Raw genomic sequence first — 20,904 nt, 5'->3', positions numbered from 1 at the left:
TCATTATATTTAGTCCTTAACAATTTTAAATGATTCATCTTTTCCTTCAGATTTTACTCGAAGTAAGTAAACTCCTTTTTTCAGATCAGATACATTTAGCTGTTTAGAATTATTATCTAATTTTCTTACCAATTGGCCTGTCAAAGAGAATATTTCAATACTGCTAACTTTTTTATCAGTATTAATATTTAAAACATCTTTTACAGGATTTGGATAAACTTTCACACCACTTTTTTTAGCAACATCATTAACTGCTAATGTTGCAGAAGCATCAACCACAGAAACATTATCAACATCAATTCCTCTCGCCCAGTTAGAAGTACCTTCTAAAGCAATCAGATAGTTTGCAGATTTGTTCGGAAGAGGAATACTTACATCCAGCCAAGCTGCATTTTCAGTAGTATAAGAACTTCCTACCTGAGTCCATGCATCAGATGGGTTTGCCTTATAAAAAATTCTCAATTCATCAATATCGCCAAACCAGTTTACGTTTGCTAAACTAAATCTAAGTTCAGGATTTGCAAGTGCAGAGATATTCAATGGAGGTAATAATAATTTTGCTTTTTCACCAGGTTCTTCTGTTCTGAATTCAGCCATTCTTGGTGCTGATTTAGGCATAATGGAAGAGTTTCCGTTAGTCGTAACATACGTCCATGTAGCTACACCAGCGCCTGAAACTGCTTCATTCCCCCAACATGAAGGGATTGTAGCGTTGTCAAAGTTTTGTACATATGGGAATGTTGCTAAAGGAGCACAAGTAGTCGTAAATGATTGAGCAGTAGACCAAGTACTGAATCCGTTGGCTGCACAATTTGATCTTACATAAAACTGATAAGCCGTAGACGGAGTAAGAGATGGAAGCGTTGCAGATGCAGTTGAACTATTTGCAATAGTTCCTGTTCCCTGAGTAAATCCTGTTGGACCATACTCGATTTGATAAGTTGCGCTCGGTGTTGGTGATGCTGTCCAACTGATATTCGCTGAGTTTGATGTAACCCCATTTACAACAATAGAAGATGGAATATCACATGCCGGTTTCGGGCCAACAAAAACATCATCAACGTCAAAATAGAAAAGATCCGTAGTTGAAGAATAGAATCCGATATAGATCGTCTGTCCTATATAAGCAGAAAGATCATAAGAATATCTGTAAAAGTTTGGTCCACTCGAAGGAGCAACTGTAGCAGATAACGTATTTGTAAATGCTCCAGCAGTAGGTGTTGTTGTAGAGATTTTCAGACTGATTGTTTCCGGATACAAAGGATCGCGGCTTCTTGCATAAAAGGAAAGGTAATCGCTTACCGCCGCAGTAACCGTGATAGCCGGTGTAACCAAATAATCATCATGAGCAGCAGAATTGAATCTTAATGACGCTGTTCTCGCACCGCTGTATGCTGTAATACTTCCGCCTGTATAATCTATGATTTCCCAAGTGTTTGTATCTCCTCCATTAAGAGCCGTCCATCCTGTAGGAAGCGCAGTAGAGGCTTCAAAATTCTGGAAAAATTGAGCATTCGCAATAATTGGAATTGCGAACAATGCCAAAAGTAGTTGTTTTTTCATAACCTTATTTTTAAATTGAACGTTAACTTACAAATTTCATGTCAGTTTTCAAAATAAAAATGGAAAGTAGTATGAAAAAATGCGCTATAATTAATATTCCATCACAATAGTGCATAAAAAAAGCGGCTTAAAAAAAGCCGCTTATATTTTTTTACCAACGATTTCCACCACCGTTACCACCGCCACGGTTGTTTCCACCACCACCGTAACCACTTCCGCCACGGCTGTTTCCACCACCACCATAGCCGCCTCCGCCGCTTCTGTTGTTGTCGAAACTTCTTCTTGGCTTCTCTTCTCTTGGCTTAGCTTCAGAAACGTTAAGCGTTTTTCCGTTTAGTTCGTACTGGTTAAGAGCCTCAATTGCTTGTTTTCCTTCTTCATCACCCATTTCTACAAAACCGAAACCTCTAGAACGACCAGTTTCTCTGTCTGTAACTATTTTAGCAGATGATACTTCACCATAAGCTGCAAATAAATCGTGTAACTCGTACTCTTTAGTTGAGTAATTAATGTTTGAAACAAAAATGTTCATTTTGAATAAAATTAAAAAATTAATAAAAATTTGGTATATAAAAGAAAAGCAACATAAATTAATGAACAAATATTGATTCCAAATATAAACGTATGCAAGATACAATTAAAAATTTCAAATCAAAGTTTTTTTTATCCGTATTTTCTACAATTTTAAAGCTCACAAGGCCTGTATATTAAAAAAAGGCAAATATTTATTGTTTTTCAATAAATATTCATTGATATTTGTATTAAAATTAAGAATTATTTAACATAAAAAACAATCATTAATTCTGAAAATTATATGCCAATAATAGTAAATTTAGATGTAATAATGGCTAAAAAGAAGGTATCTCTTAACGAATTGTCAGAAAAAGTAGATATTACCTTATCTAATCTTTCGATTTTAAAAACCGGAAAAGCAAAAGCCATTCGTTTCAGCACACTTGAAGCTATTTGTAAAGCTTTAGATTGCCAGCCTGGTGACCTATTAGAATATAAGGAATAATGCAAATTGCAATATATTTAATCACATTAATATGAAAGAACATACCACTAACTACATCAATACCTTTATTGAAGTGGCGGAAGACTGCCCTGTTTCAGAAGCACAGATACCGCCGGAAAAGAAGGAAAAATCTTTAGCCAATCTACAATATGATGAAATAGTAAAAAATCCTTACAAATATTCTTCTGACGATATTATTTTCACTTGTTACACGATTAAAAATGATATTTCAAAAAGTGAAGAACAAGAAGAAAGAATCAAGTTCTTTTCAAAAGGTCAGCCATGTCTTCGTACTTCACCATTATCAAAAAGATATGGTTTTGGAATTCATCATGATTCAGAAGGTAAAGTAGCCTTATTTCCTGTAGAAAGCAAAGATTATCAGACATTCTTAAATGATGATTCAATAACTAAAGTAAAAGCCATGCGATCAAAAAGAAAATGATTGAGAAAATAAATAATTCTCTTTTAATAACTAAATCTCATTCCTTTGATAAAGCCAGTTTTAAACACTAAATTTGCATCACAAACAAAAGAAACATGAATTACCACACTAGAAAATGGGTAAAACCGGAAGATCTTAATCCTAATCATTCACTTTTTGGAGGAAGATTATTGCAATGGATCGATGAAGAAGCAGCACTTTACGCCATTATTCAATTGGAAAATACAAAAGTCGTTACCAAATTTATATCTGAGATCAATTTCGTAAGTTCTGCAAAACAAGGAGATATCATAGAAATTGGAATTGAAGTTTCAACATTCGGTTCAAGTTCTATTACGTTGAAATGTGATGTAAGAAATAAAATGACGCACCAAACCATCATTACAGTAGACAAAATCGTAATGGTAAACCTTGGGGAAGATGGAAATCCTTTACCACACGGAAAAACGAAAGTTGAGTTTGTAAAAGACAGATTAAATAGTCAGTTATGAAAATTTTCATAAAAAATATGGTTTGTGGCAGGTGTATTTCTGCCGTTGAGAATATTTTTAATGATTTTAATATAAAGATTACATCAATTAATCTTGGCGAAGTCGAATCCGAATCTGAAGTTTCAAAAACTACTCTGGAATTGCTTGAAAAACGTTTAGAAGAAACAGGTTTTGAGCGAATAAAAGACTCCGCGCATCAACTTATCGATAAAATAAAAACACTGATTATAGAAAAGATCAGTGAACTTGATATTGATGAAAATTTCTTAATTTCCGAATTTTTAAGCTCGAAACTTCACAAAGATTACAGTTCACTTTCAAAAACTTTTTCCCAAAACGAAAATATTACGCTGGAACAGTTTTTTATTCTTCAAAAAATTGAAAAAGTGAAAGAACTTCTTCTATATAATGAATTCACATTAACAGAAATCGCAGGAAAATTAGGCTACAAAAGTGTTCAGCATTTATCATCCCAATTCCGAAACAGCACAGGCTTCACTCCTACTGAGTTCAAAAAATTGAAAATTCACACTAGAAAACCCCTGGATTTTGTTTGAGTGTTTGAGTGTCGGAGTGTATTAGAGTTTGAGAATGGAAAGTTAGTTTACACAAAAAACTCTAATACACTCCGACACTCAAACTCTCAGGCTTAATTCTATAAACATTATCCTTAAATTTATAACAAGCTTCCACTTTCATTTTGGAAATTTGTAGTATAAATTTAGGATCATGCAACAACAATATAAAATACTCGGGATGACGTGTTCCGGTTGTCAGAAAAAAATATCTGAAAAGCTTAACAGCCTGGAAGATATTAAAGCTGATATTAATTTGGAAAACAGCACAGCAGCCATTATTTCCGATAAAGAAATCGAAATTTCTGCCTTAAATAAAGCATTAGAAGAAATTGGAAACTATAAACTAGAAGATCCAAACAGCCCTGACAAAGCTTTTATAAAACCTCAAGACCGAGTTTCTCCATCTTCGGTATACTATTGTCCGATGGAATGTGAAGGCGATAAAGTGTATTTCAAGCAAGGACAAAGATGTCCAGATTGCAATATGTATCTCGTTCCGATCGAAGAGAAATTAGCAAAAGACCCGAATTATAAACCAACCTACTCTTCTACCAACTTACCTGAAAATTTCAAAGACAATATTGGAAAATACTATTGCCCAATGTTCTGCGAAAGTGATAAAGTCTATGACGAAAAAGTTGATTGCCCTGTTTGCAACATGCATTTAGAGGAAATTACGGAAGATTTAGTTAAAAATTCAACTTCGCATACACATTCTCATTCCCATAGTCACATCAATAATCATGAAGCTCCGAAAGTTACGGATGAAATGGCAGGAAAATATTTCTGTCCGATGTATTGTGAGGGCGACAAGGTTTATGACAGCAACGTTGGCTGCCCTGTTTGCGGAATGGATTTAGTTAAATATCCAGAGAAAAAAGTGGCAAAATATACCTGTCCGATGCATCCTGAAATTATCCGTGACGAACCGGGAGATTGCCCGATTTGTGGAATGGATTTGGTAAGAATTCCCGATACAGATGATGAAGAAGAGGATAAAACTTACAATATTTTAAAACGAAAATTCATTATTTCTCTGGCTTTTACCATTCCTGTTTTCATTCTTTCTATGGGTGGAATGTTCATTAATTTCCCCTTTTCTCATCAAATTCAGGGAATTATTGAACTAATTTTAACGCTTCCCGTTCTATTTTATTCAGGTTGGTTTTTAATGAAAAGAGGTTACATTTCATTAAAAACATGGAATTTAAATATGTTCAGTTTAATCGTTTTAGGTGTTGCTGCAGCATTTATTTTCAGCATTATAGCTTTAGTTTTCCCTGACATTATGCCTCATGAAATACGAGGTCACAATCATGAAATTCCGTTATATTTTGAGGCGGTTACTGTGATTTTAACGCTTGTTATTTTAGGACAGTTAATGGAAGCTGCCGCTCACAAAAAGACAGGAAATGCCATACGTGAATTAATGAATCTTTCTCCTGATGAAGCCAATTTGATGGTGAATGGTGAAGATAAAAAAGTACTTCTTTCTCAGGTGAAAATTGGAGATTTATTAAAAGTGAAACCGGGTGAAAAAATTCCTGTTGACGGAAAAATAACGGAAGGAAATTCTATTGTAGACGAAAGTATGATCACGGGAGAACCGATTCCTGTTGAGAAAATGGCAAACGACAGAGTATCTTCGGGAACCATTAACGGAAATCAGGTTTTCATCATGAAAGCCGAAAAAGTGGGTGATGAAACGTTACTTTCACAGATCATAAAAATGGTTAATGATGCCAGCCGAAGTAAAGCTCCCATTCAAAAATTGACGGATAAAGTAGCTAAAATTTTTGTTCCTACTGTTATTTTGATTGCAGTTCTTACGTTCATTTTATGGCAATTTTTCGGTCCGGAAGGTCAAAAAACATTGTTTGCTTTTGTGAATGCTGTTGCCGTTTTAATTGTGGCTTGTCCGTGTGCTTTAGGTCTTGCAACACCAATGTCTTTAATGGTCGGAATTGGAAAAGGTGCCAAGAACGGTATCTTAATTAAAAATGCCGAAGCACTTGAACAAATGAATAAAGTAAACGTTTTAATTACCGATAAAACAGGAACTTTAACGGAAGGAAAACCATCTGTAGAATATATTGAAACCGTGAACAATGAAGATAAAAATCAACTCTTGAAATTGGCTTTTTCATTGAATCAAAATTCAGAACATCCGCTTTCGAATGCAGTGATCAAAAAGGCAAAAGAGCAAAATATTAATACTGAAAAAGTACAACAATTTGAAAATATTTCTGGAAAAGGCGTAAAGGGAAACATCAATGGAAAAACGATTTATCTCGGAAATGAAACACTACTAACTTCAAATCAAATTGCAATTCCTGAAAACCTTAAACGAAAAGCTGTTGAAGTTCAGTCAAAAGCTCATACAATTTCTTATGTTGCTGAAGATAATTTAGTGCTAGGCTTCATTAGTTTTACCGATAAAATTAAAGAAAGTTCTAAAAAAGCCGTTCATCAATTAATAATTGAAGGCATTGATGTTATGATGATGACAGGCGATAATGAACACACTGCAAAAGCTGTTGCTGATGAATTGGGAATCAAACATTTTAAAGCAAACTGTCTTCCTGAAGATAAATTAAATGAAGTAAAAAAACTGCAAAAAGAAGGTAAAATTGTAGCAATGACTGGCGATGGGATCAACGACTCCCCTGCTTTAGCACAGGCCAACATCGGGATCGCCATGGGAACCGGAACAGATGTTGCGATTGAAAGTTCTGAAATTACCTTACTAAAAGGAGATCTTCTTGGCGTTGCACAGGCAAAATTATTAAGTGAAAAATTATTGAAAAATATTAAAGAAAATCTATTTTTTGCTTTTATTTATAACGTGTTAGGAGTTCCGATTGCGGCAGGATTATTGTATCCATTTTTTGGAATTTTATTATCTCCGATGATTGCGGCTGCAGCGATGAGCTTCAGTTCATTATCTGTGATTTTAAATTCATTACGATTGAATTCTGTTGATTTGAATATTAAATAGATTTTTAATTCTTTCGCAGATTTTTATTAATATTAATTTATAAAGAATTGAATATAATAATCTGCGGGGGAAATAAAGTTTTCATATCAATAGGAATGGGCTTTAGCCCATTTTTGGAAAATATTCAGTCAATTGGCTTTAGCCAAAACATAAAACACTTAATACACTTTTGAATATGAAAAAAGAAAATCTTTATATCGGTTGTTCGGGGTTTTACAATACAGATTGGAAAGGATCTTTATATCCTGAAGATGCCAAAAATAAAGACTTTCTTACCCTATATTCTCAAACCTTTAATTGTGTTGAAATCAATTCTACTTTTTATAGAAAACCAACTGCAAAAACACTTATCAGATGGTTTGATGAAACGCCTGATAACTTTAAATTTTTCATTAAAATTCCAAAAGTGATTTCTCACGAAAAACGATTAAAAGATTGTAAAGAAGAAATTTCAGAATTTTGCAGTCATATTCAAACCAATTTAAAGGAAAAACTTTCAGGATTTTTGTATCAGTTTCCTCCATCATTTAAAAATACTCAGGAAAATATTGATTTAATTTTAAAAACTATCGATTTCAACTTTTTAAATGTCATCGAATTCCGTCATGAATCTTGGTGGACAAAGGAAATTTTTGAGATGTTAAAAGAAAAAGACATCATTTTTTCCGGAGTAAGTTTTCCTGGAAATCTGCCGGAAGATTTTATTATAAATCATTCTGAAATATTATATTACCGACTTCACGGAAAACCTATCCTTTATAAGTCAGAATACTCAGAAGAATTTCTTAATAATTTAGCTGAAAAAATTAAAAAATCGCAACATAAAATATTTATATTTTTCAATAATACTTGGGGAACTGCTGCAATACATAATTCCCTGTATTTGAAGAAAATTCTGGAATAAAAATCAGTAAAAAAAATTAAATTAAAAAATCCTTAAAAAGTGAAATTTTAAGCAAATGTGGCATGTAATTTGTTAACATTATTTTGAAAATTTTAACGATTTTTAACAATTTAATTTCCATTTACTTTTATGAAAAAAAACTTTGCGGAAAAGTCTAAAAACGGGACTTTTCTTGGGATGCTTGCATTGATGAGTGCAACTTCGTTTTTATTTAACAGCTGTGATCAGCAAAATGACAAGAAAAAATCTGAAAAAACGATTTCCACCGTCCATCCCGTCGCAAAGATAGTCCCCCAAATTGATGATGAAGAAGTTCCGTCAGACAAAAGGGTTATTTACCTTACTTTCGATGATGGCCCCAATCAGGGAACCGAAAATCTTCTGAGAATTTTAAATAAAAGAAACGTATGCGCCACGGCTTTTCTCGTTGGACAGCACGCTTATGGAAGTAAAAAACAAAAGGACGGTCTTGAATTACTAAGAAAAGATCCTTTGATTGAATTAGCCAATCACAGTTATACCCACGCCCACAATAAATACACAGATTTCTACAAAAATCCTGAGGCTGTAGTTCGTGATTTTGACATTGCAAAAGACAGTTTAAGACTAACCGATAAAATTGCAAGAACTCCCGGAAGAAATATCTGGAGACTTAATAATATTACCGCTACAGATCTAAAAAGCTCTACTCTAGCTGCAAACAGTCTGCAAAAAGCAGGATATAAAGTCATCGGTTGGGATTTGGAATGGAAACCTACCAATAAAATGGCTTTGAAAGGAAACCATCAGGCCATGTTGAAAAAAGTAGACAGTATTTTCTTTAATGATCTTGAAAAAACATCAAGACATTTGGTTTTTCTGACGCATGATCAGTATTTAACTGATGCGGATTCTATTGACGAACTTGATCTTTTCATTGAAAAGCTTCAAAAAACTAATAGATTTGTTTTCAGGAAAATATCTGCTTATCCGAAGATTAATGAGATTTTGAATTAATCCTTTTATTTTCCCACTGATTACACAGATTTTCACAGATGTTTATGTTATATTTTTTAATTTAAGAATTGAATTATACACAATCATCTGTGAAAATCTGTGTAATCAGTGAGATTTTAATTTTAAATTCAATATTCGCTAGTTTTTTGCTTTTAAAATTCAGAAATTTGCAATTATGAGCATTACAGAAAACTATCATATTATAAAAAATCAACTTCCAGAAAATGTGCAGTTGGTTGCAGTTTCAAAGACACACCCTGTTTCAGCAATTCAGGAAGTTTATGATCTTGGACAAAGAGTTTTTGGAGAAAATAAAGTTCAGGAATTATTGGAGAAATATCCCCTACTTTCAAAAGATATTGAATGGCATCTGATCGGGCATTTACAGACTAATAAAGTAAAATATATTGCTGAATTTATCGATACTATTCAAAGTGTTGATTCTGAGAAGTTATTAGCAGAAATTAATAAAGAAGCAGGAAAACACGAACGTAAAATCAAAGTTCTTTTACAAGTGAAAATTGCGGCAGAAGACACCAAATTTGGGCTTGAAATTACTGAGGCTGAAGATTTATTCAAAAAATATATCAACGGAGATTTTCCAAATATCGAAATTACAGGTTTAATGGGAATGGCAACTTTCACAGACGACCAAGATCAGGTAAAAAAGGAATTTTTAATACTGAAAAAAGTTTTTGATGAATTAAATCAACTAAAAAATCTCGAAACATTATCAATGGGAATGAGTGATGATTTCCCGACAGCCATTGAATGCGGTGCCAATTCCGTAAGGGTTGGATCGGCTATTTTCGGAAGAAGAGATTATTCAAAATAGAACATTTAGGTACAGTTTTTGCTAATAATTCAATCAAAAAAATTAAATTTGCAACTATGCAAAAAATCCTTATTGTAGAAGACGAAAAAGCAATCTCCGGAGTACTTCACAGTATTCTTTCGGATGAACTTACCAATTATGAATTTGTAATCGCCGAAGATGGTTTAGAAGGCTATAAGCAAGTAGAAAAAGAAGATTTCGCGCTGGTGATCTCGGATATTAAAATGCCAAAACTCTCAGGTACAGAACTTTTAAAGCAAAGTCTGGCTTTAAAACCTGAAACTACTTTTATCATGATCTCAGGACACGCAGACATTGATTCTGCGGTTTCTTGTTTAAGGGATGGTGCATACGACTTCATTTCTAAACCCATTGACATCAACCGTTTGATTACAAGCGTTAAAAATGCCTTGGTTAAAGAAACTTTGAAGAAAGAAAATAAAAATCTTCAAACTGAAAATAAAACTTTAAAGAAAAAAGTTAACAAAAAGTACCAAATGATCGGTCAGTCTGCCGGATTACAGAAGATCCAGGATATGATCGAAAAGGTAGCTGTATCTGATGCGAGAGTATTGATTACAGGCCCAAACGGTGCCGGAAAAGAATTGGTAGCTCACGCTATTCACAATCAAAGTGAAAGAGCAAGAGGGCCAATGATTGAAGTTAACTGTGCTGCAATCCCTTCAGAATTAATTGAATCTGAACTTTTCGGACACGTTAAAGGTTCGTTTACAGGCGCTATTAAAGATAAGCAGGGAAAATTTGAACAAGCTACTGGCGGTACGATTTTCTTAGATGAGATCGGAGATATGAGTTTGATCGCTCAGGCCAAGGTTTTAAGAGCTTTACAGGAAAGTAAAGTTTCTCCTGTTGGAAGCGACAAGGAAATAAAAGTTGATGTAAGAGTTCTTGCAGCAACGAATAAAAATATGCAGAAGGAAATTGAAGAAGGGAAATTCAGAGAAGATCTTTACCACAGGCTTTCTGTGATCGAGATCTATGTTCCGCCATTGGATGAGAGAAAAGAAGATATCAAATTATTGGTAGATCATTTTTCGGCTATGATATCTGAAGAGCACGGTACTGCTTTGAAAAAATTCGATGATAAAGCTATTGAAGCATTAAAAGCCCTTTCTTGGACTGGGAATATCAGAGAATTGAGAAATGTTGTGGAAAGATTAATTATTCTTGGTGGAGCTACTGTTTCCGAAGAGGATGTTGCAAGTTTTGTAAGGAAATAATTTAATTATTATTTTAAATATATTAAAAATTGCAGTATCGTTTGTTACTGCAATTTTTTTTGTTTTGAACCACAAGACAATTTGATTAAAACTATATGAATTATAAACTATTATGAACTTTTTAGATAAAAAATACACAAAAGAATGCCTGACTCTGGCTCTTCCTGTCATGTTGACGCAGGTGGGGCAAGTCTCGGTGAATCTCTTCGACAATATTATTGTTGGAAAATTATTAGGAGCCGACGCATTGGCCTCTGTATCTTTAGGAAATGCGGTGTTTTTCTCAATGTTTGTATTGGCGTTGGGGTTTTCTTTTGCGATTCCGCCATTGGTTTCGGAAGCGCAGTCCAGAGGCGATCACAAAACGATTAATTCTGTTTTCAGTCACGGATTTGTTATTAATATGACGGTTGGAATTATTTTGATGGGTGTCCTGCTTTTGGGACTTCCTCTACTCTATCATTCTGGTCAGCCGACAAAAATTGTTCCTGATACAGTAGACTTCTTAGGAATTATGGCAATCAGTATTGTTCCTTTTATGGCTTTTCAGACATTGAGAGAGGTTTCAGAAGGATTATCTTACACGATTGGAGTTACAAAAGCTACCATCATTGCGAATGTCATTAATATTGTTTTGAATTATGTTTTCATTAAAGGACTTTGGATTTTCCCTGAAATGGGTGTAAAAGGTTCCGCATTAGCGAGTTTAATTGCCAGAATTTTCATGGTGGTTTTCTTGTATTATGTGCTTTTAAAAGAGAAGAAAACAAGACAATATATCAAAGATTTTTCGCTAAAAATTCAGGTCTTTACGAAAGCGATGTTTGAAAAAATGATAAGATTGGGCTTCCCAACTGCTTTACAAATGTTCTTTGAAGTGACGGCTTTTGCAGGAGCAGCTTTTATTTGCGGATTGATTTCGGCTCATGATATTGCTTCTCACCAGATCGCGTTGAGCATGGCTTCCTTTACCTTTAATTTATGTATCGGATTCAGTGTTGCATCAACCGTGATGATCGGTAAAAAACTGGGTGAACAAAACTTTGTTGAACTAAGAAAAGTCGGAATCAATAACCTGAAAATTGCTTTTATTTTCATGTGTATCTGTGGAGTAATTTTCATTATTGGTAAAGATGTACTTCCAACTTTCTTCACTAAAAAAGAAGAAGTTGAAGTGATTCAGTTAGCTTCAAAATTAATGATCATTGCTGCTTTATTCCAACTTTCAGATGGAGTTCAGGTAACGGCATTAGGAATGTTGAGAGGTTTGCAGGATGTTAAGATTCCGTCTATTTATACGTTTATTGCGTATTGGGTGATTACCATTCCGTTAGGCTATTTCCTTTGTGTAACGATGGAAATGGGAGCTTTCGGAATGTGGATAGCTTTAGGATTGGGATTAACTGTTTCTGCCGTGATGCTTGTTAAACGATTTTTAAATATGTCTGCAAAAAGAGTGAAGCAGAATGCATAATTAAATAATAAATTGCTAAAAGAGCTACGCAAGGTCTAAGACTTTCCGTAGCTTTTTTTATTTTTGTCCACTTATTACAATTAATAAAAAATGAAAAAATTGATATTCCTGCTGGCTTTATATGCAGGTTCATTGTACCAATCACAAACCAACCGATTTATTTATGAGCTTCAGTCCAGAAAAGAGACTTCTGAAGAGTATAGAAAAACCTTCATGAATCTTGATATTAGTCCGAAATCAGTGAAATTTTACGATACGAAATTTGCAGAGTATGATTCCATAAACAAAGCAAAAAACCAAGAAATTTCTCATTATAGTACAAAAACAGATCAGGTCATCGAAAGGGCTCCCAATTCTTTTCAAAATAAATGGTACCGAGATTTTTTCGAATATTTCGTTGTAAAAACCAATGATGAAATGAAGTGGAAACTTCTTCAGGAAACCAAAGAATATAACGGATACAAACTGCAAAAGGCAACAACCGATTTTGGTGGAAGAACATGGGATGCATGGTTTTCCAATGAAGTTAATATCAAAGAAGGACCTTATAAATTCAGAGGACTTCCCGGGCTTATTTTTATTCTGGAAGACACTGATAAGAATTTCATCTATAAGCTAGTTAGTAATAAAAAGCTAGACACCAATTATGATACCCATCAATTTCTAGAAACTCATTATGGTAAACCAGCGATTCCTATTTCCAATAAAAAATTCAATACCTACGTTGAAGATATTTACGAGAATCCAACAAGAATGCTTTCAGAAGGTATAAAAAACGGACAGAAAGCTACATTTAAAAATGAAAGTATAGAATCTATTGAAGAACTCAATAAAAAAAGAGGAATGCTTCAAAATGGAATAAAAACCCGTTATATTTATATTGAAAAGGATAAAGAACCTTTATTTAAAAGCAATTAATTAAAAAATCTGCATGAAGAAGACTTCATGCAGATTTTTTATTATTAAGCCTGTTTAAACTTTTTATTTTAACCACAAAAGAAGCAAAAGCAATGATTGAAAAATTCAAAATTTAACTGTTTTGAAAACAAAAGCTCTCAAAAGAATAAAAATCAAAGATTTTTTTTAAAACTTATGTGTTCTTATTTGCTGTTCATTATGATCTTAAATAAATAACATGTTTAATCTTTTGTATCTTTTGTATCTTTTGTGGTTAAAATAAAAAGTTTAAACAAGTTCATTACATTAATTATTCTTCGCTGTTATTTTCTTTTATTTCCTTCAAAGCCCTGTTCAAGCTCTTAACCGTAATTCCCAAATAAGCTGCCATATCTTCTTTTGAGATTTCCATTTCTTTGGATTTCAACTCAAGAAGTTGAGACAAGGTGTGTTCTGTGGTACGAAGTTGCTGGTAAGATGCTCTGCTTGAAGTATTAACGATACGTTCTGCGAAAACATCGAGCAGTAAATTATTCAAAGTCAAATCACTCTTAATTAATGCTTGAAAATAAGGAATTGACATCGAATAAACACTTACTTCCGTCATAGCTTCGATGCTACAAAGACAGGAAACATTTTTAATAACTTCGATTTCGCCTATAATCTCACCTTTTCCCAAAAATTCTACGATGTATTCTTTGTCATTTTCTTCAACAAAATAACATTTCGTAATTCCGCTTTTGATGAGCATTATTTTCGTGGAAACTTCATTCTGTGTTAATATTCTATCTCCTTTTTCAAAAGATTTCAAGGTAATATCTTCTTTATTTTCCTGCTTATTGTAAAGCTCTTCCAGATAGTCTAAAAATAGTGGGTTTGTACGTAGCATATCCTTGTTTGGGACAGTTGTCCTCTTCTTTTTTAATTTTTATACTGAATTTTGTCGACCGAAAAATACAAAAACTAAAGTAAACAGAATATGAACAATGATATAACAATAATCGCTTTTGATGCAGAGTTTTTTTTGAATTGAAGAAGATTGATTGGATTGTTTGACTCTAAACTAATTTTGAAAGAAAAGGCAAAATCCCTAGCCCCGATTGCAACTTTGTTTGAGCTCATTTTGAGGGTTTCGGCGGCGGCAAAGCCGCCGCCGAAACCCTCAAAATAGCGAGTGCGGAAAGCGGGAAATAGCTTCTGAAAGTAAATAATGAGTTATTTTAGAGATTGCTTCGTCGCAATGATACAAAAGGCTATCCGATTCTCTTCCCCAAAATCACCAAACTCCTTTCTACACCATCCAAAACAGCAACATTAGGAAAGGTACCCCAATCTTCAAATCCGAAATGTCTGAAAAGTTTCAGGCTCGGTTCATTATGTAAAAAGATAAAGCCTAATAATGTTTTAACGCCAAATTTTCCTGCATTATCAATACAATATTGAAGAACTTTCTTCCCGAAGCCTTTTCCGCGACAGCTTTCATCCATATAAATGCTGATTTCAACTGTTCCGTTGTAAGCCGGTCTTCCGTAAAATGATGAAAAACTCACCCAACCAATCGTATTGTTTTGAAGATCTTCAATCATCCAAAGTGGTCGGGTTTCAGGATTGTGTTCATTAAACCATTGTTGTCTGCTTTCTACGGAAACGTTTTCCGTATCGGCAGTTACCATTCTTGATGGGATGGTTGAGTTATAGATTTCTACTATTCTTGGCAGGTCTTCAGGGTTTGCATTCCTGAATTTTAATTCTTCCATTTTTAATGACTTATTTTTTTAACTTTTGATATAAATTATCTATTTCAACATTGCCTTTCCAGCCAGCAGATTCTTTCATTGAAATGATAATCATTTCTTCAAATTCTTTTAATGAGTTAGTAGCTCCTTTTACAATCGCATTTTCCCATGGACTTTTTTCTTCTGGAATTATATATTCAATATAAAATGTATCTCTGAATCCATTGATAGCGACAAACCAATCCGATGTATAATCATCTTTTTCAAATAAAAGTAATGTTGCATGTGATGTTAAGCCAAAGATTGTCGTTTCTTTAAATATTCTATTAAACAATTCTAAAACTTTCAACATCGATGTTCCAATATCTTCAAATTTATCTTCTGGTTTAGGAATAAATTCTGTGTAAAACTCTTCCAAAGTTTGACTTTTTTGCGCAGAGCAACGAATTATAGGCATTAATAAATAGTATTAAAAATAATGTTTAAAAGTAATAAAAAAACTCGCTCTAAACAGAACGAGTTTTACAATCAATTGTTATTTTTTCAAACATTTCTCAAGAAACTGATCCTGTTCCCAAAGAAGGTGAAGAATATTTTCTTTAGCCTGATAACCGTGAGCTTCTTTTGGTAAAAGAACCATTTTCACAGGTGCTCCAAGGTTTTTCAATGCCTGGAAATATCTTTCCGTCTGCAAAGTGAAAGTTCCGGGATTATTGTCTGCATCACCATGAATCAGAAGCAATGGAGTTTTCATTTTATCAGCATTCATAAACGGTGACATTGCATTGTAAATTTCCGGAATGTCCCAATAATTTCTTTGTTCACTCTGGAAACCAAAAGGCGTTAACGTTCTGTTATATGCTCCACTTCTTGCAATTCCACATGCGTAATCTTTGGAATGCGTTAAAAGATTGGCAGTCATAAAAGCACCGTAAGAGTGACCTCCAACCGCAACTTTCGTTCTGTCGATATATCCTAACTGATCCACAGCATCAATTGCAGCCTTACCGTTGGCAACTAACTGAGTGATAAATGTATCGTTCGGCTCCGTTTTCCCTTCTCCAATGATTGGGAAAGCGGCATCATCCAAAACTGCATATCCCTTCGTCGTCCAATACACGAAAGAACCGTAGTATGGGAACGTAAAGTCGTTTGGATTTTGGGTATTTTGTCCCGCCGTATTTTTATCTTTATATTCTGTTGGATACGCCCAAATTAATAAAGGAAGTTTTTCTTTTTTCGCTTTTCTGTCGTAGTTGGCAGGAAGATAAAGCGTTCCTGTTAATGTAACTCCATCGTTTCTTTTATACGTGATGACTTCTTTGTAAACATCTTTAATGCTTTCAAATGGATTGGCGAAATTGGTTACCGTTTCAGTTTTATTAGACTTAATATTTTTCTTAAAATAATTTGGATACTGACTTGCAGATTGCTGAATAGTCAACACCTCTCCTTTTGACGGATTCAGAATATCAATAATTTCCTCTTTAGCATTCTTTATATTTGAGGTGTAAAGTCTTTTCTTTTTCAGGGTTTTCATATCCATTTCATCAATGAATGGATGTTGACCGTCTTTCGTGAATCCGTCTCCGATAAGATAAGATTTTCCACCTTTCATATCAACAACTGTTCTTCCGAATTGGTTTTTTGTCGTGTTGAAATTTCCGGGATCGCTGTAAACATCCTGATAATTTCTGTCATCAATTACTTTAGACTCGTTATTATTTAAATCAACCAAATAAGATTTTGTATTTCTCGTATCGTACCAACCTTCATAAACGATAGCAAAATGATCGTTTGTCCAACTTGTACCCTCGTATCTTTGTTTTGTTTTAAAAAATGATTTTGGAGCAGCACTGAATGGTGCTTCCCAAGTAAATATCTCATCTCTGTAATCAACTGTTTTTGCCTGATCTCCTCCATCCAATGCTTCAGAATAAACCAATGTTGCAGGCATATCGCTTCTCCAGCCCATATCTCTTTTTCCTGTTCGTACAGAAGAAAAACCTTTTGGCATTATTTCGTTTAGCGGAACTTCATTTACAACTTTTACAACATTTCCGTTGATGTCATAGACTGTTGTAGTTGTTGGAAATCTGTTCAAAGGAACAATGTAGGAAAATGGCTTTTTGATGGTTGTTGCCATCATATAATTTCCATCCGGTGAAAAACTTAATCCTGAATACAGATCTTGTTCTTTTACTTTCTTCAAGCTTCCATTTAAGTCAACGTTGTAAATATCAGAAGCTGTAAGGATTTCAAAGTTTTTTTCATCCTGTGGATTTTTAAGCAAATCCTGATACGTTCTGTTTTGAGAAACTTTTCCGTCTGAGGTAAAAACGATCGGTCCCGTTGGAAGATCTTTGCTTGAATCTATTAAAGTTCCCCTGTTTTGAGGAAGTGTTTTAATTAAAATATTCTGAGAATCTTTATACCAAACATACGGACTTCCTAAATTCGCATTCAGATTATCGGCAGTTATTTTCTTTGCAGTAGCGGTTTCCAGATCTATGATCCAAAGTTCTACTCCTTTTGCAGTTGTATTGGTAAAAGCCAGCTTTTTTTCGTCTGGTGAGAAAGATGTATAAGTGATTTTAGGATTTGATGGTAAATTTTTAACCTGAACTTCATTTTTATCATTCAGCTTTCTAACCTTCAAATTGTTTGAATAGGTTGCTGTACTTGAAATATTGGTTACAGGATTGATTCTAAGTCCCCCCAACTTCATTTCCTGCTGACTAAGATCTTCCAAAGTTTTATAGGTCGGACGATAAGTGAAAACTATCCAATCTTTTTTGCTGTTCATTAAAACGCTTGGCGGTCTTTCATAGTCTGCAAGTTTAAGAATTTCTGCAGATGGCTTTTGATAGGTAATATTTTCCTGAGCTTCGTAAAAATTAAGAAACGCAAGTAAACAGATCGTTAGCTTTATCTTCATAATATATTTCATTTTTCACGAAATTAAGGAATTTTAAATACATAAAAAATAAGTGATTATTAAACAAAAAAAACAAGCAGCAAAAACTGCTGCTTGTTAAGTCTAGATATTTTATTATTTTTAATCTGGAATAAAAATTACATTAACAGAGCTTACCTGCGTTCTGTCATAAGCAATTGACTCTACGTTCAGTGTAGTGACTGCCGGATCAATATATCTCGTCATGAAAATCACCTTTTGTCCCGCATCAATATGGATAATTCCGTTTGTAGACAAAGTAACTGGAAGGGAGCTCGTAATATTTGAAAAATAAAACTGAGTGAAGAATGAAACCGAGCCATTTCCTTGTGGGGGAATAGATCCTGTATAAGGTTTTGAAACTCCAATTCTAGCATATCCGTCAAACGGTCCTTTCAGTACAACATTGATCTGAAAATTATAATATCCTGATCGGTTTGCAATAAATTCTTTTGTAGTAGGATTAAAAGTAGCAATCGATGGACTGGCTAATTTTATATCATCAAATAAGATCTGTCTAATCTGATTTCCAGTAGAAATATCCGGTCCCAGATAAGTCGTATCATTTCCTGTTTTTTTGAACCCTAATATGGCACCTAATACAGGAACTTTAAGTTCCATGTCCTCATCATAAATTCTTGACCATTTATTTTTAGCCAAATTGAATTTGTAAAAGGTATCTAAATGAACATTATCAGGTGCTGTTCCCGCATCAGCAGTATTCAGTACCAACAACCCATTAGCAGGATTAGGTATTGTAGTTACATCAGACGTATTTTTGAGAGCAACTTGAGGAATTAATAATCCTTTTTTCCCATTTGCCGGAAGATTATTCACATTTACATCTAAAATAGAAGAGGTAGCAGGGGTTGATGTTCCTATACCAACTTGCGCGTTGATTAATCCGAACAGTAGTCCAGATACTAGTAATAGTATTTTTTTCATTATTTATGTATTTTCAACAAATATAGACAAATAAAAAGATCTAAATTTAAATTATAATTAATAAAAACAGCCGAATTAAGAGAATTTAATAATTAAAAAATACTAATAACAAAATATTGATAAATATAATTCAAATAGATATTATATTAAATTTACAAATAGAATACATTAATAATGAGTGAATATTTTTTATGAATGCACTATTCTGATTAAACAATTTAACAAAACAAGGCTAAAATAAAAATAGATATAATAAAAAATTATATCTATTGATTTATAACAATCCTATTTTTAAAAAAAATCACTAAAAATAGAAAAAAGTTTATTTTTAACTAAATTTTACCATTCAGAGGCTCTTCTTCTCTTTTCAATCATATAATCTATTGAGAATTTTCCTGCTCCGTAAGCCATTAAAAGAAGGTAAACTGATAAATAAATCAGGCTTAATTCTTTTTTATCAAATGCATCAGCTCCGTGAACAACAAAGCCTGCAATAATCATCGTGAATATTAGAAATCCCAATGAGATTCTTGTAAAAAGTCCCAAAATAAGAAGAATTGAACATGCAAATTCTGCGATAACAGTTAATACCAAAGATATTGTAGGACCTAATCCCAGAAAATCAAAGAATTTAATATCTCCACCTTCTAATAACATTTGAAGTTTCGGAAAACCGTGAGAAAGCATCGCAAATCCTATAAATACTCTTACGATTAACAGGATAATATCTACATAAATCGGGTTAGACTTTGAGCTTAAATAGTTCATTCATTGAAAATTTAAAGATAAAGTTAATAAAAAATCTCCTTAATACAACGATGAATATTGACTTTTTAGTCTATCTGTATCCGAAATTTTTTAAATCTCTATCATTTTTTCTCCAATCTTTTTTCACTTTAACGAATAAATTCAAGTGAATTTTTTTTGAGAAGAACTTTTCAAGATCTAATCTTGCTTCCGTTCCAACTTTCTTAATTGCTTCTCCTTTATGTCCGATAATAATCCCTTTTTGGGTATCTCTTTCAACATAAATAATTGAATCAATGAAAATAATTCCTTCTTGTTCCTTAAACTGTTCTGTAACAACTTCCACAGAATATGGAATTTCTTTTTCATAATTCAAAAGAATTTTCTCACGAATAGCTTCATTCACGAAAAATCTTTCGGGTTTATCAGTATATTGATCTTTATCATAATAAGCCGGGCTTTCAGGAAGCATCGACTTCAACTTAGGAAGAATAATATCAGTGTTGAATGCATTTAATGCAGAAATAGGAAGAATTTCAGCTTTAGGAATTCTTTCATGCCACTCCTCTACCAGCTTTTCCAAACCAGCCTGGTCTGTCTGGTCTACTTTATTCAATAAAAGTAAAACAGGAACCGGGATTTTATTTAATTTTTCAATCAAAAATGCTGATGGTTCGGATTTATCCGTTACATCTACAATGAAAAGGAAAACATCGGCATCCTGTAAAGAATCCTTTACAAAATCCATCATTTTCTCCTGAAGGCCGTATTTAGGATCTAAAACCCCAGGCGTATCTGAAAATACGATCTGTAGGTCTTCTTCGTTATAAATTCCAAAAATTCTGTGACGTGTTGTCTGTGCTTTTTGAGTTACAATTGCCAGTTTCTCGCCCATTAATTGATTTAATAGGGTAGATTTTCCGGCATTTGGTTTCCCAACTATATTTACAAATCCTGCTTTGTGCATAAAAATAATATTACAAAATGCAAAGTTACTAAAACAAAACTGGTCTTTACGGCTAATGTTAAAAGATTTAAAATAAAAAAGCCTTCCCAATTAAGGAAAGACTTTCTCTGGAA

The 20,904-nt window shown here is 33.4% G+C and carries 20 protein-coding genes; 11 read left to right on the top strand and 9 right to left on the bottom strand.

The annotated features are described in order from the left end of the window. Positions 1–9 precede the first annotated feature (9 nt). Both SB689_RS01565 and SB689_RS01560 read right to left on the bottom strand, forming a co-directional pair. The gene (locus SB689_RS01565) at positions 10–1,563 is read right to left on the bottom strand and encodes a choice-of-anchor J domain-containing protein (protein ID WP_410690343.1); all 1,554 of its coding nucleotides are present in this window, start codon (positions 1,561–1,563) and stop codon (positions 10–12) included. Positions 1,564–1,714: 151 nt separating this feature from the next. Beyond that, positions 1,715–2,095 (bottom strand): RNA recognition motif domain-containing protein, encoded by a 381-nt coding sequence (locus SB689_RS01560; RefSeq protein ID WP_410690341.1) that lies wholly within the window; start codon positions 2,093–2,095, stop codon positions 1,715–1,717. A gap of 282 nt (positions 2,096–2,377) precedes the next feature. Between SB689_RS01560 and SB689_RS01555 the strand changes: the two genes are divergently transcribed. The 11 genes from SB689_RS01555 (at position 2,378) to SB689_RS01505 (ending at position 13,461) form a co-directional block, all read left to right on the top strand. Further along, entirely contained in the window at positions 2,378–2,581 is a 204-nt protein-coding gene (locus SB689_RS01555; RefSeq protein WP_410690340.1) for a helix-turn-helix domain-containing protein, read from the top strand. 31 nt (positions 2,582–2,612) lie between these two features. Next, positions 2,613–3,026 carry a DUF6157 family protein gene (locus SB689_RS01550; protein ID WP_410690339.1) on the top strand — a complete coding sequence of 138 codons (414 nt, stop codon included), beginning with the start codon at positions 2,613–2,615 and terminating at the stop codon, positions 3,024–3,026. 95 nt (positions 3,027–3,121) lie between these two features. Then, positions 3,122–3,517, top strand: coding sequence for an acyl-CoA thioesterase (locus tag SB689_RS01545; protein WP_410690338.1), 396 nt, complete (start codon positions 3,122–3,124; stop codon positions 3,515–3,517). Further along, positions 3,514–4,074 (top strand): helix-turn-helix domain-containing protein, encoded by a 561-nt coding sequence (locus tag SB689_RS01540; RefSeq protein ID WP_410690337.1) that lies wholly within the window; start codon positions 3,514–3,516, stop codon positions 4,072–4,074. The genes SB689_RS01545 and SB689_RS01540 overlap by 4 nt, the downstream gene beginning before the upstream one ends. A 172-nt stretch (positions 4,075–4,246) precedes the next feature. Beyond that, positions 4,247–7,093 carry a heavy metal translocating P-type ATPase gene (locus SB689_RS01535; RefSeq protein ID WP_410690336.1) on the top strand — a complete coding sequence of 949 codons (2,847 nt, stop codon included), beginning with the start codon at positions 4,247–4,249 and terminating at the stop codon, positions 7,091–7,093. Positions 7,094–7,268: 175 nt separating this feature from the next. Continuing rightward, on the top strand, positions 7,269–7,997 hold the full coding sequence (locus SB689_RS01530; RefSeq protein WP_410690334.1) for a DUF72 domain-containing protein: 729 nt from the start codon (positions 7,269–7,271) through the stop codon (positions 7,995–7,997). 129 nt (positions 7,998–8,126) lie between these two features. Further along, on the top strand, positions 8,127–8,993 hold the full coding sequence (locus SB689_RS01525) for a polysaccharide deacetylase family protein (protein WP_410690333.1): 867 nt from the start codon (positions 8,127–8,129) through the stop codon (positions 8,991–8,993). A gap of 175 nt (positions 8,994–9,168) precedes the next feature. After that, complete coding sequence (locus SB689_RS01520; protein WP_410690332.1) at positions 9,169–9,828, top strand: YggS family pyridoxal phosphate-dependent enzyme; 660 nt, start codon at positions 9,169–9,171, stop codon at positions 9,826–9,828. Positions 9,829–9,884: 56 nt separating this feature from the next. Then, entirely contained in the window at positions 9,885–11,069 is a 1,185-nt protein-coding gene (locus SB689_RS01515) for a sigma-54-dependent transcriptional regulator (RefSeq protein WP_066758733.1), read from the top strand. A gap of 112 nt (positions 11,070–11,181) precedes the next feature. Further along, a complete protein-coding gene (locus SB689_RS01510) occupies positions 11,182–12,543 on the top strand; it encodes an MATE family efflux transporter (protein ID WP_410690331.1) in 1,362 nt (453 codons plus the stop codon). Between the two features lie 90 nt (positions 12,544–12,633). After that, a complete protein-coding gene (locus tag SB689_RS01505) occupies positions 12,634–13,461 on the top strand; it encodes a GLPGLI family protein (protein ID WP_410690330.1) in 828 nt (275 codons plus the stop codon). A 289-nt stretch (positions 13,462–13,750) separates the two neighbouring features. On the opposite strand, the gene SB689_RS01500 is transcribed toward SB689_RS01505, so the two are convergent. The 7 genes from SB689_RS01500 to era all read right to left on the bottom strand — a co-directional run bounded on the left by SB689_RS01500 (position 13,751) and on the right by era (position 20,791). Further along, positions 13,751–14,329, bottom strand: a complete 579-nt coding sequence (locus SB689_RS01500; RefSeq protein ID WP_410690329.1) for a Crp/Fnr family transcriptional regulator — start codon at positions 14,327–14,329, stop codon at positions 13,751–13,753. Between the two features lie 364 nt (positions 14,330–14,693). After that, positions 14,694–15,197, bottom strand: coding sequence for a GNAT family N-acetyltransferase (locus SB689_RS01495; RefSeq protein ID WP_410690328.1), 504 nt, complete (start codon positions 15,195–15,197; stop codon positions 14,694–14,696). Positions 15,198–15,207: 10 nt separating this feature from the next. Further along, positions 15,208–15,594 (bottom strand): hypothetical protein, encoded by a 387-nt coding sequence (locus SB689_RS01490; RefSeq protein WP_410690327.1) that lies wholly within the window; start codon positions 15,592–15,594, stop codon positions 15,208–15,210. Positions 15,595–15,711: 117 nt separating this feature from the next. After that, entirely contained in the window at positions 15,712–18,114 is a 2,403-nt protein-coding gene (locus SB689_RS01485) for a S9 family peptidase (RefSeq protein ID WP_410690326.1), read from the bottom strand. A gap of 120 nt (positions 18,115–18,234) precedes the next feature. Then, entirely contained in the window at positions 18,235–19,077 is an 843-nt protein-coding gene (locus tag SB689_RS01480; RefSeq protein WP_410690325.1) for a hypothetical protein, read from the bottom strand. Positions 19,078–19,416: 339 nt separating this feature from the next. Then, positions 19,417–19,845, bottom strand: coding sequence for a DoxX family protein (locus SB689_RS01475; protein ID WP_410690324.1), 429 nt, complete (start codon positions 19,843–19,845; stop codon positions 19,417–19,419). A 70-nt stretch (positions 19,846–19,915) separates the two neighbouring features. Then, the gene (gene era, locus SB689_RS01470) at positions 19,916–20,791 is read right to left on the bottom strand and encodes a GTPase Era (protein ID WP_410690323.1); all 876 of its coding nucleotides are present in this window, start codon (positions 20,789–20,791) and stop codon (positions 19,916–19,918) included. Positions 20,792–20,904: the final 113 nt, after the last annotated feature.

Source organism: Chryseobacterium sp. SIMBA_038, assembly GCF_046535115.1.
In the GTDB taxonomy this organism is placed as follows: Bacteria; Bacteroidota; Bacteroidia; order Flavobacteriales; family Weeksellaceae; genus Chryseobacterium.
The sequence above is the reverse complement of the archived record's forward strand: the minus strand, read 5'-3'. Positions and strand labels throughout refer to the sequence as shown.

What these genes read in the sequence shown, in the direction of transcription:
- SB689_RS01545 (WP_410690338.1), top strand. Translation starts at nt 3,122, where the DNA reads ATGAATTACCACACTAGAAAATGGGTAAAACCGGAAGATCTTAATCCT.
- SB689_RS01480 (WP_410690325.1), bottom strand. Translation starts at nt 19,077, where the DNA reads ATGAAAAAAATACTATTACTAGTATCTGGACTACTGTTCGGATTAATC.
- SB689_RS01565 (WP_410690343.1), bottom strand. Translation starts at nt 1,563, where the DNA reads ATGAAAAAACAACTACTTTTGGCATTGTTCGCAATTCCAATTATTGCG.
- SB689_RS01515 (WP_066758733.1), top strand. Translation starts at nt 9,885, where the DNA reads ATGCAAAAAATCCTTATTGTAGAAGACGAAAAAGCAATCTCCGGAGTA.
- SB689_RS01500 (WP_410690329.1), bottom strand. Translation starts at nt 14,329, where the DNA reads ATGCTACGTACAAACCCACTATTTTTAGACTATCTGGAAGAGCTTTAC.
- SB689_RS01520 (WP_410690332.1), top strand. Translation starts at nt 9,169, where the DNA reads ATGAGCATTACAGAAAACTATCATATTATAAAAAATCAACTTCCAGAA.
- SB689_RS01505 (WP_410690330.1), top strand. Translation starts at nt 12,634, where the DNA reads ATGAAAAAATTGATATTCCTGCTGGCTTTATATGCAGGTTCATTGTAC.
- SB689_RS01485 (WP_410690326.1), bottom strand. Translation starts at nt 18,114, where the DNA reads ATGAAGATAAAGCTAACGATCTGTTTACTTGCGTTTCTTAATTTTTAC.
- SB689_RS01560 (WP_410690341.1), bottom strand. Translation starts at nt 2,095, where the DNA reads ATGAACATTTTTGTTTCAAACATTAATTACTCAACTAAAGAGTACGAG.
- SB689_RS01530 (WP_410690334.1), top strand. Translation starts at nt 7,269, where the DNA reads ATGAAAAAAGAAAATCTTTATATCGGTTGTTCGGGGTTTTACAATACA.
- SB689_RS01475 (WP_410690324.1), bottom strand. Translation starts at nt 19,845, where the DNA reads ATGAACTATTTAAGCTCAAAGTCTAACCCGATTTATGTAGATATTATC.
- SB689_RS01510 (WP_410690331.1), top strand. Translation starts at nt 11,182, where the DNA reads ATGAACTTTTTAGATAAAAAATACACAAAAGAATGCCTGACTCTGGCT.
- SB689_RS01550 (WP_410690339.1), top strand. Translation starts at nt 2,613, where the DNA reads ATGAAAGAACATACCACTAACTACATCAATACCTTTATTGAAGTGGCG.
- SB689_RS01540 (WP_410690337.1), top strand. Translation starts at nt 3,514, where the DNA reads ATGAAAATTTTCATAAAAAATATGGTTTGTGGCAGGTGTATTTCTGCC.
- era (WP_410690323.1), bottom strand. Translation starts at nt 20,791, where the DNA reads ATGCACAAAGCAGGATTTGTAAATATAGTTGGGAAACCAAATGCCGGA.
- SB689_RS01555 (WP_410690340.1), top strand. Translation starts at nt 2,378, where the DNA reads ATGCCAATAATAGTAAATTTAGATGTAATAATGGCTAAAAAGAAGGTA.
- SB689_RS01525 (WP_410690333.1), top strand. Translation starts at nt 8,127, where the DNA reads ATGAAAAAAAACTTTGCGGAAAAGTCTAAAAACGGGACTTTTCTTGGG.
- SB689_RS01495 (WP_410690328.1), bottom strand. Translation starts at nt 15,197, where the DNA reads ATGGAAGAATTAAAATTCAGGAATGCAAACCCTGAAGACCTGCCAAGA.
- SB689_RS01535 (WP_410690336.1), top strand. Translation starts at nt 4,247, where the DNA reads ATGCAACAACAATATAAAATACTCGGGATGACGTGTTCCGGTTGTCAG.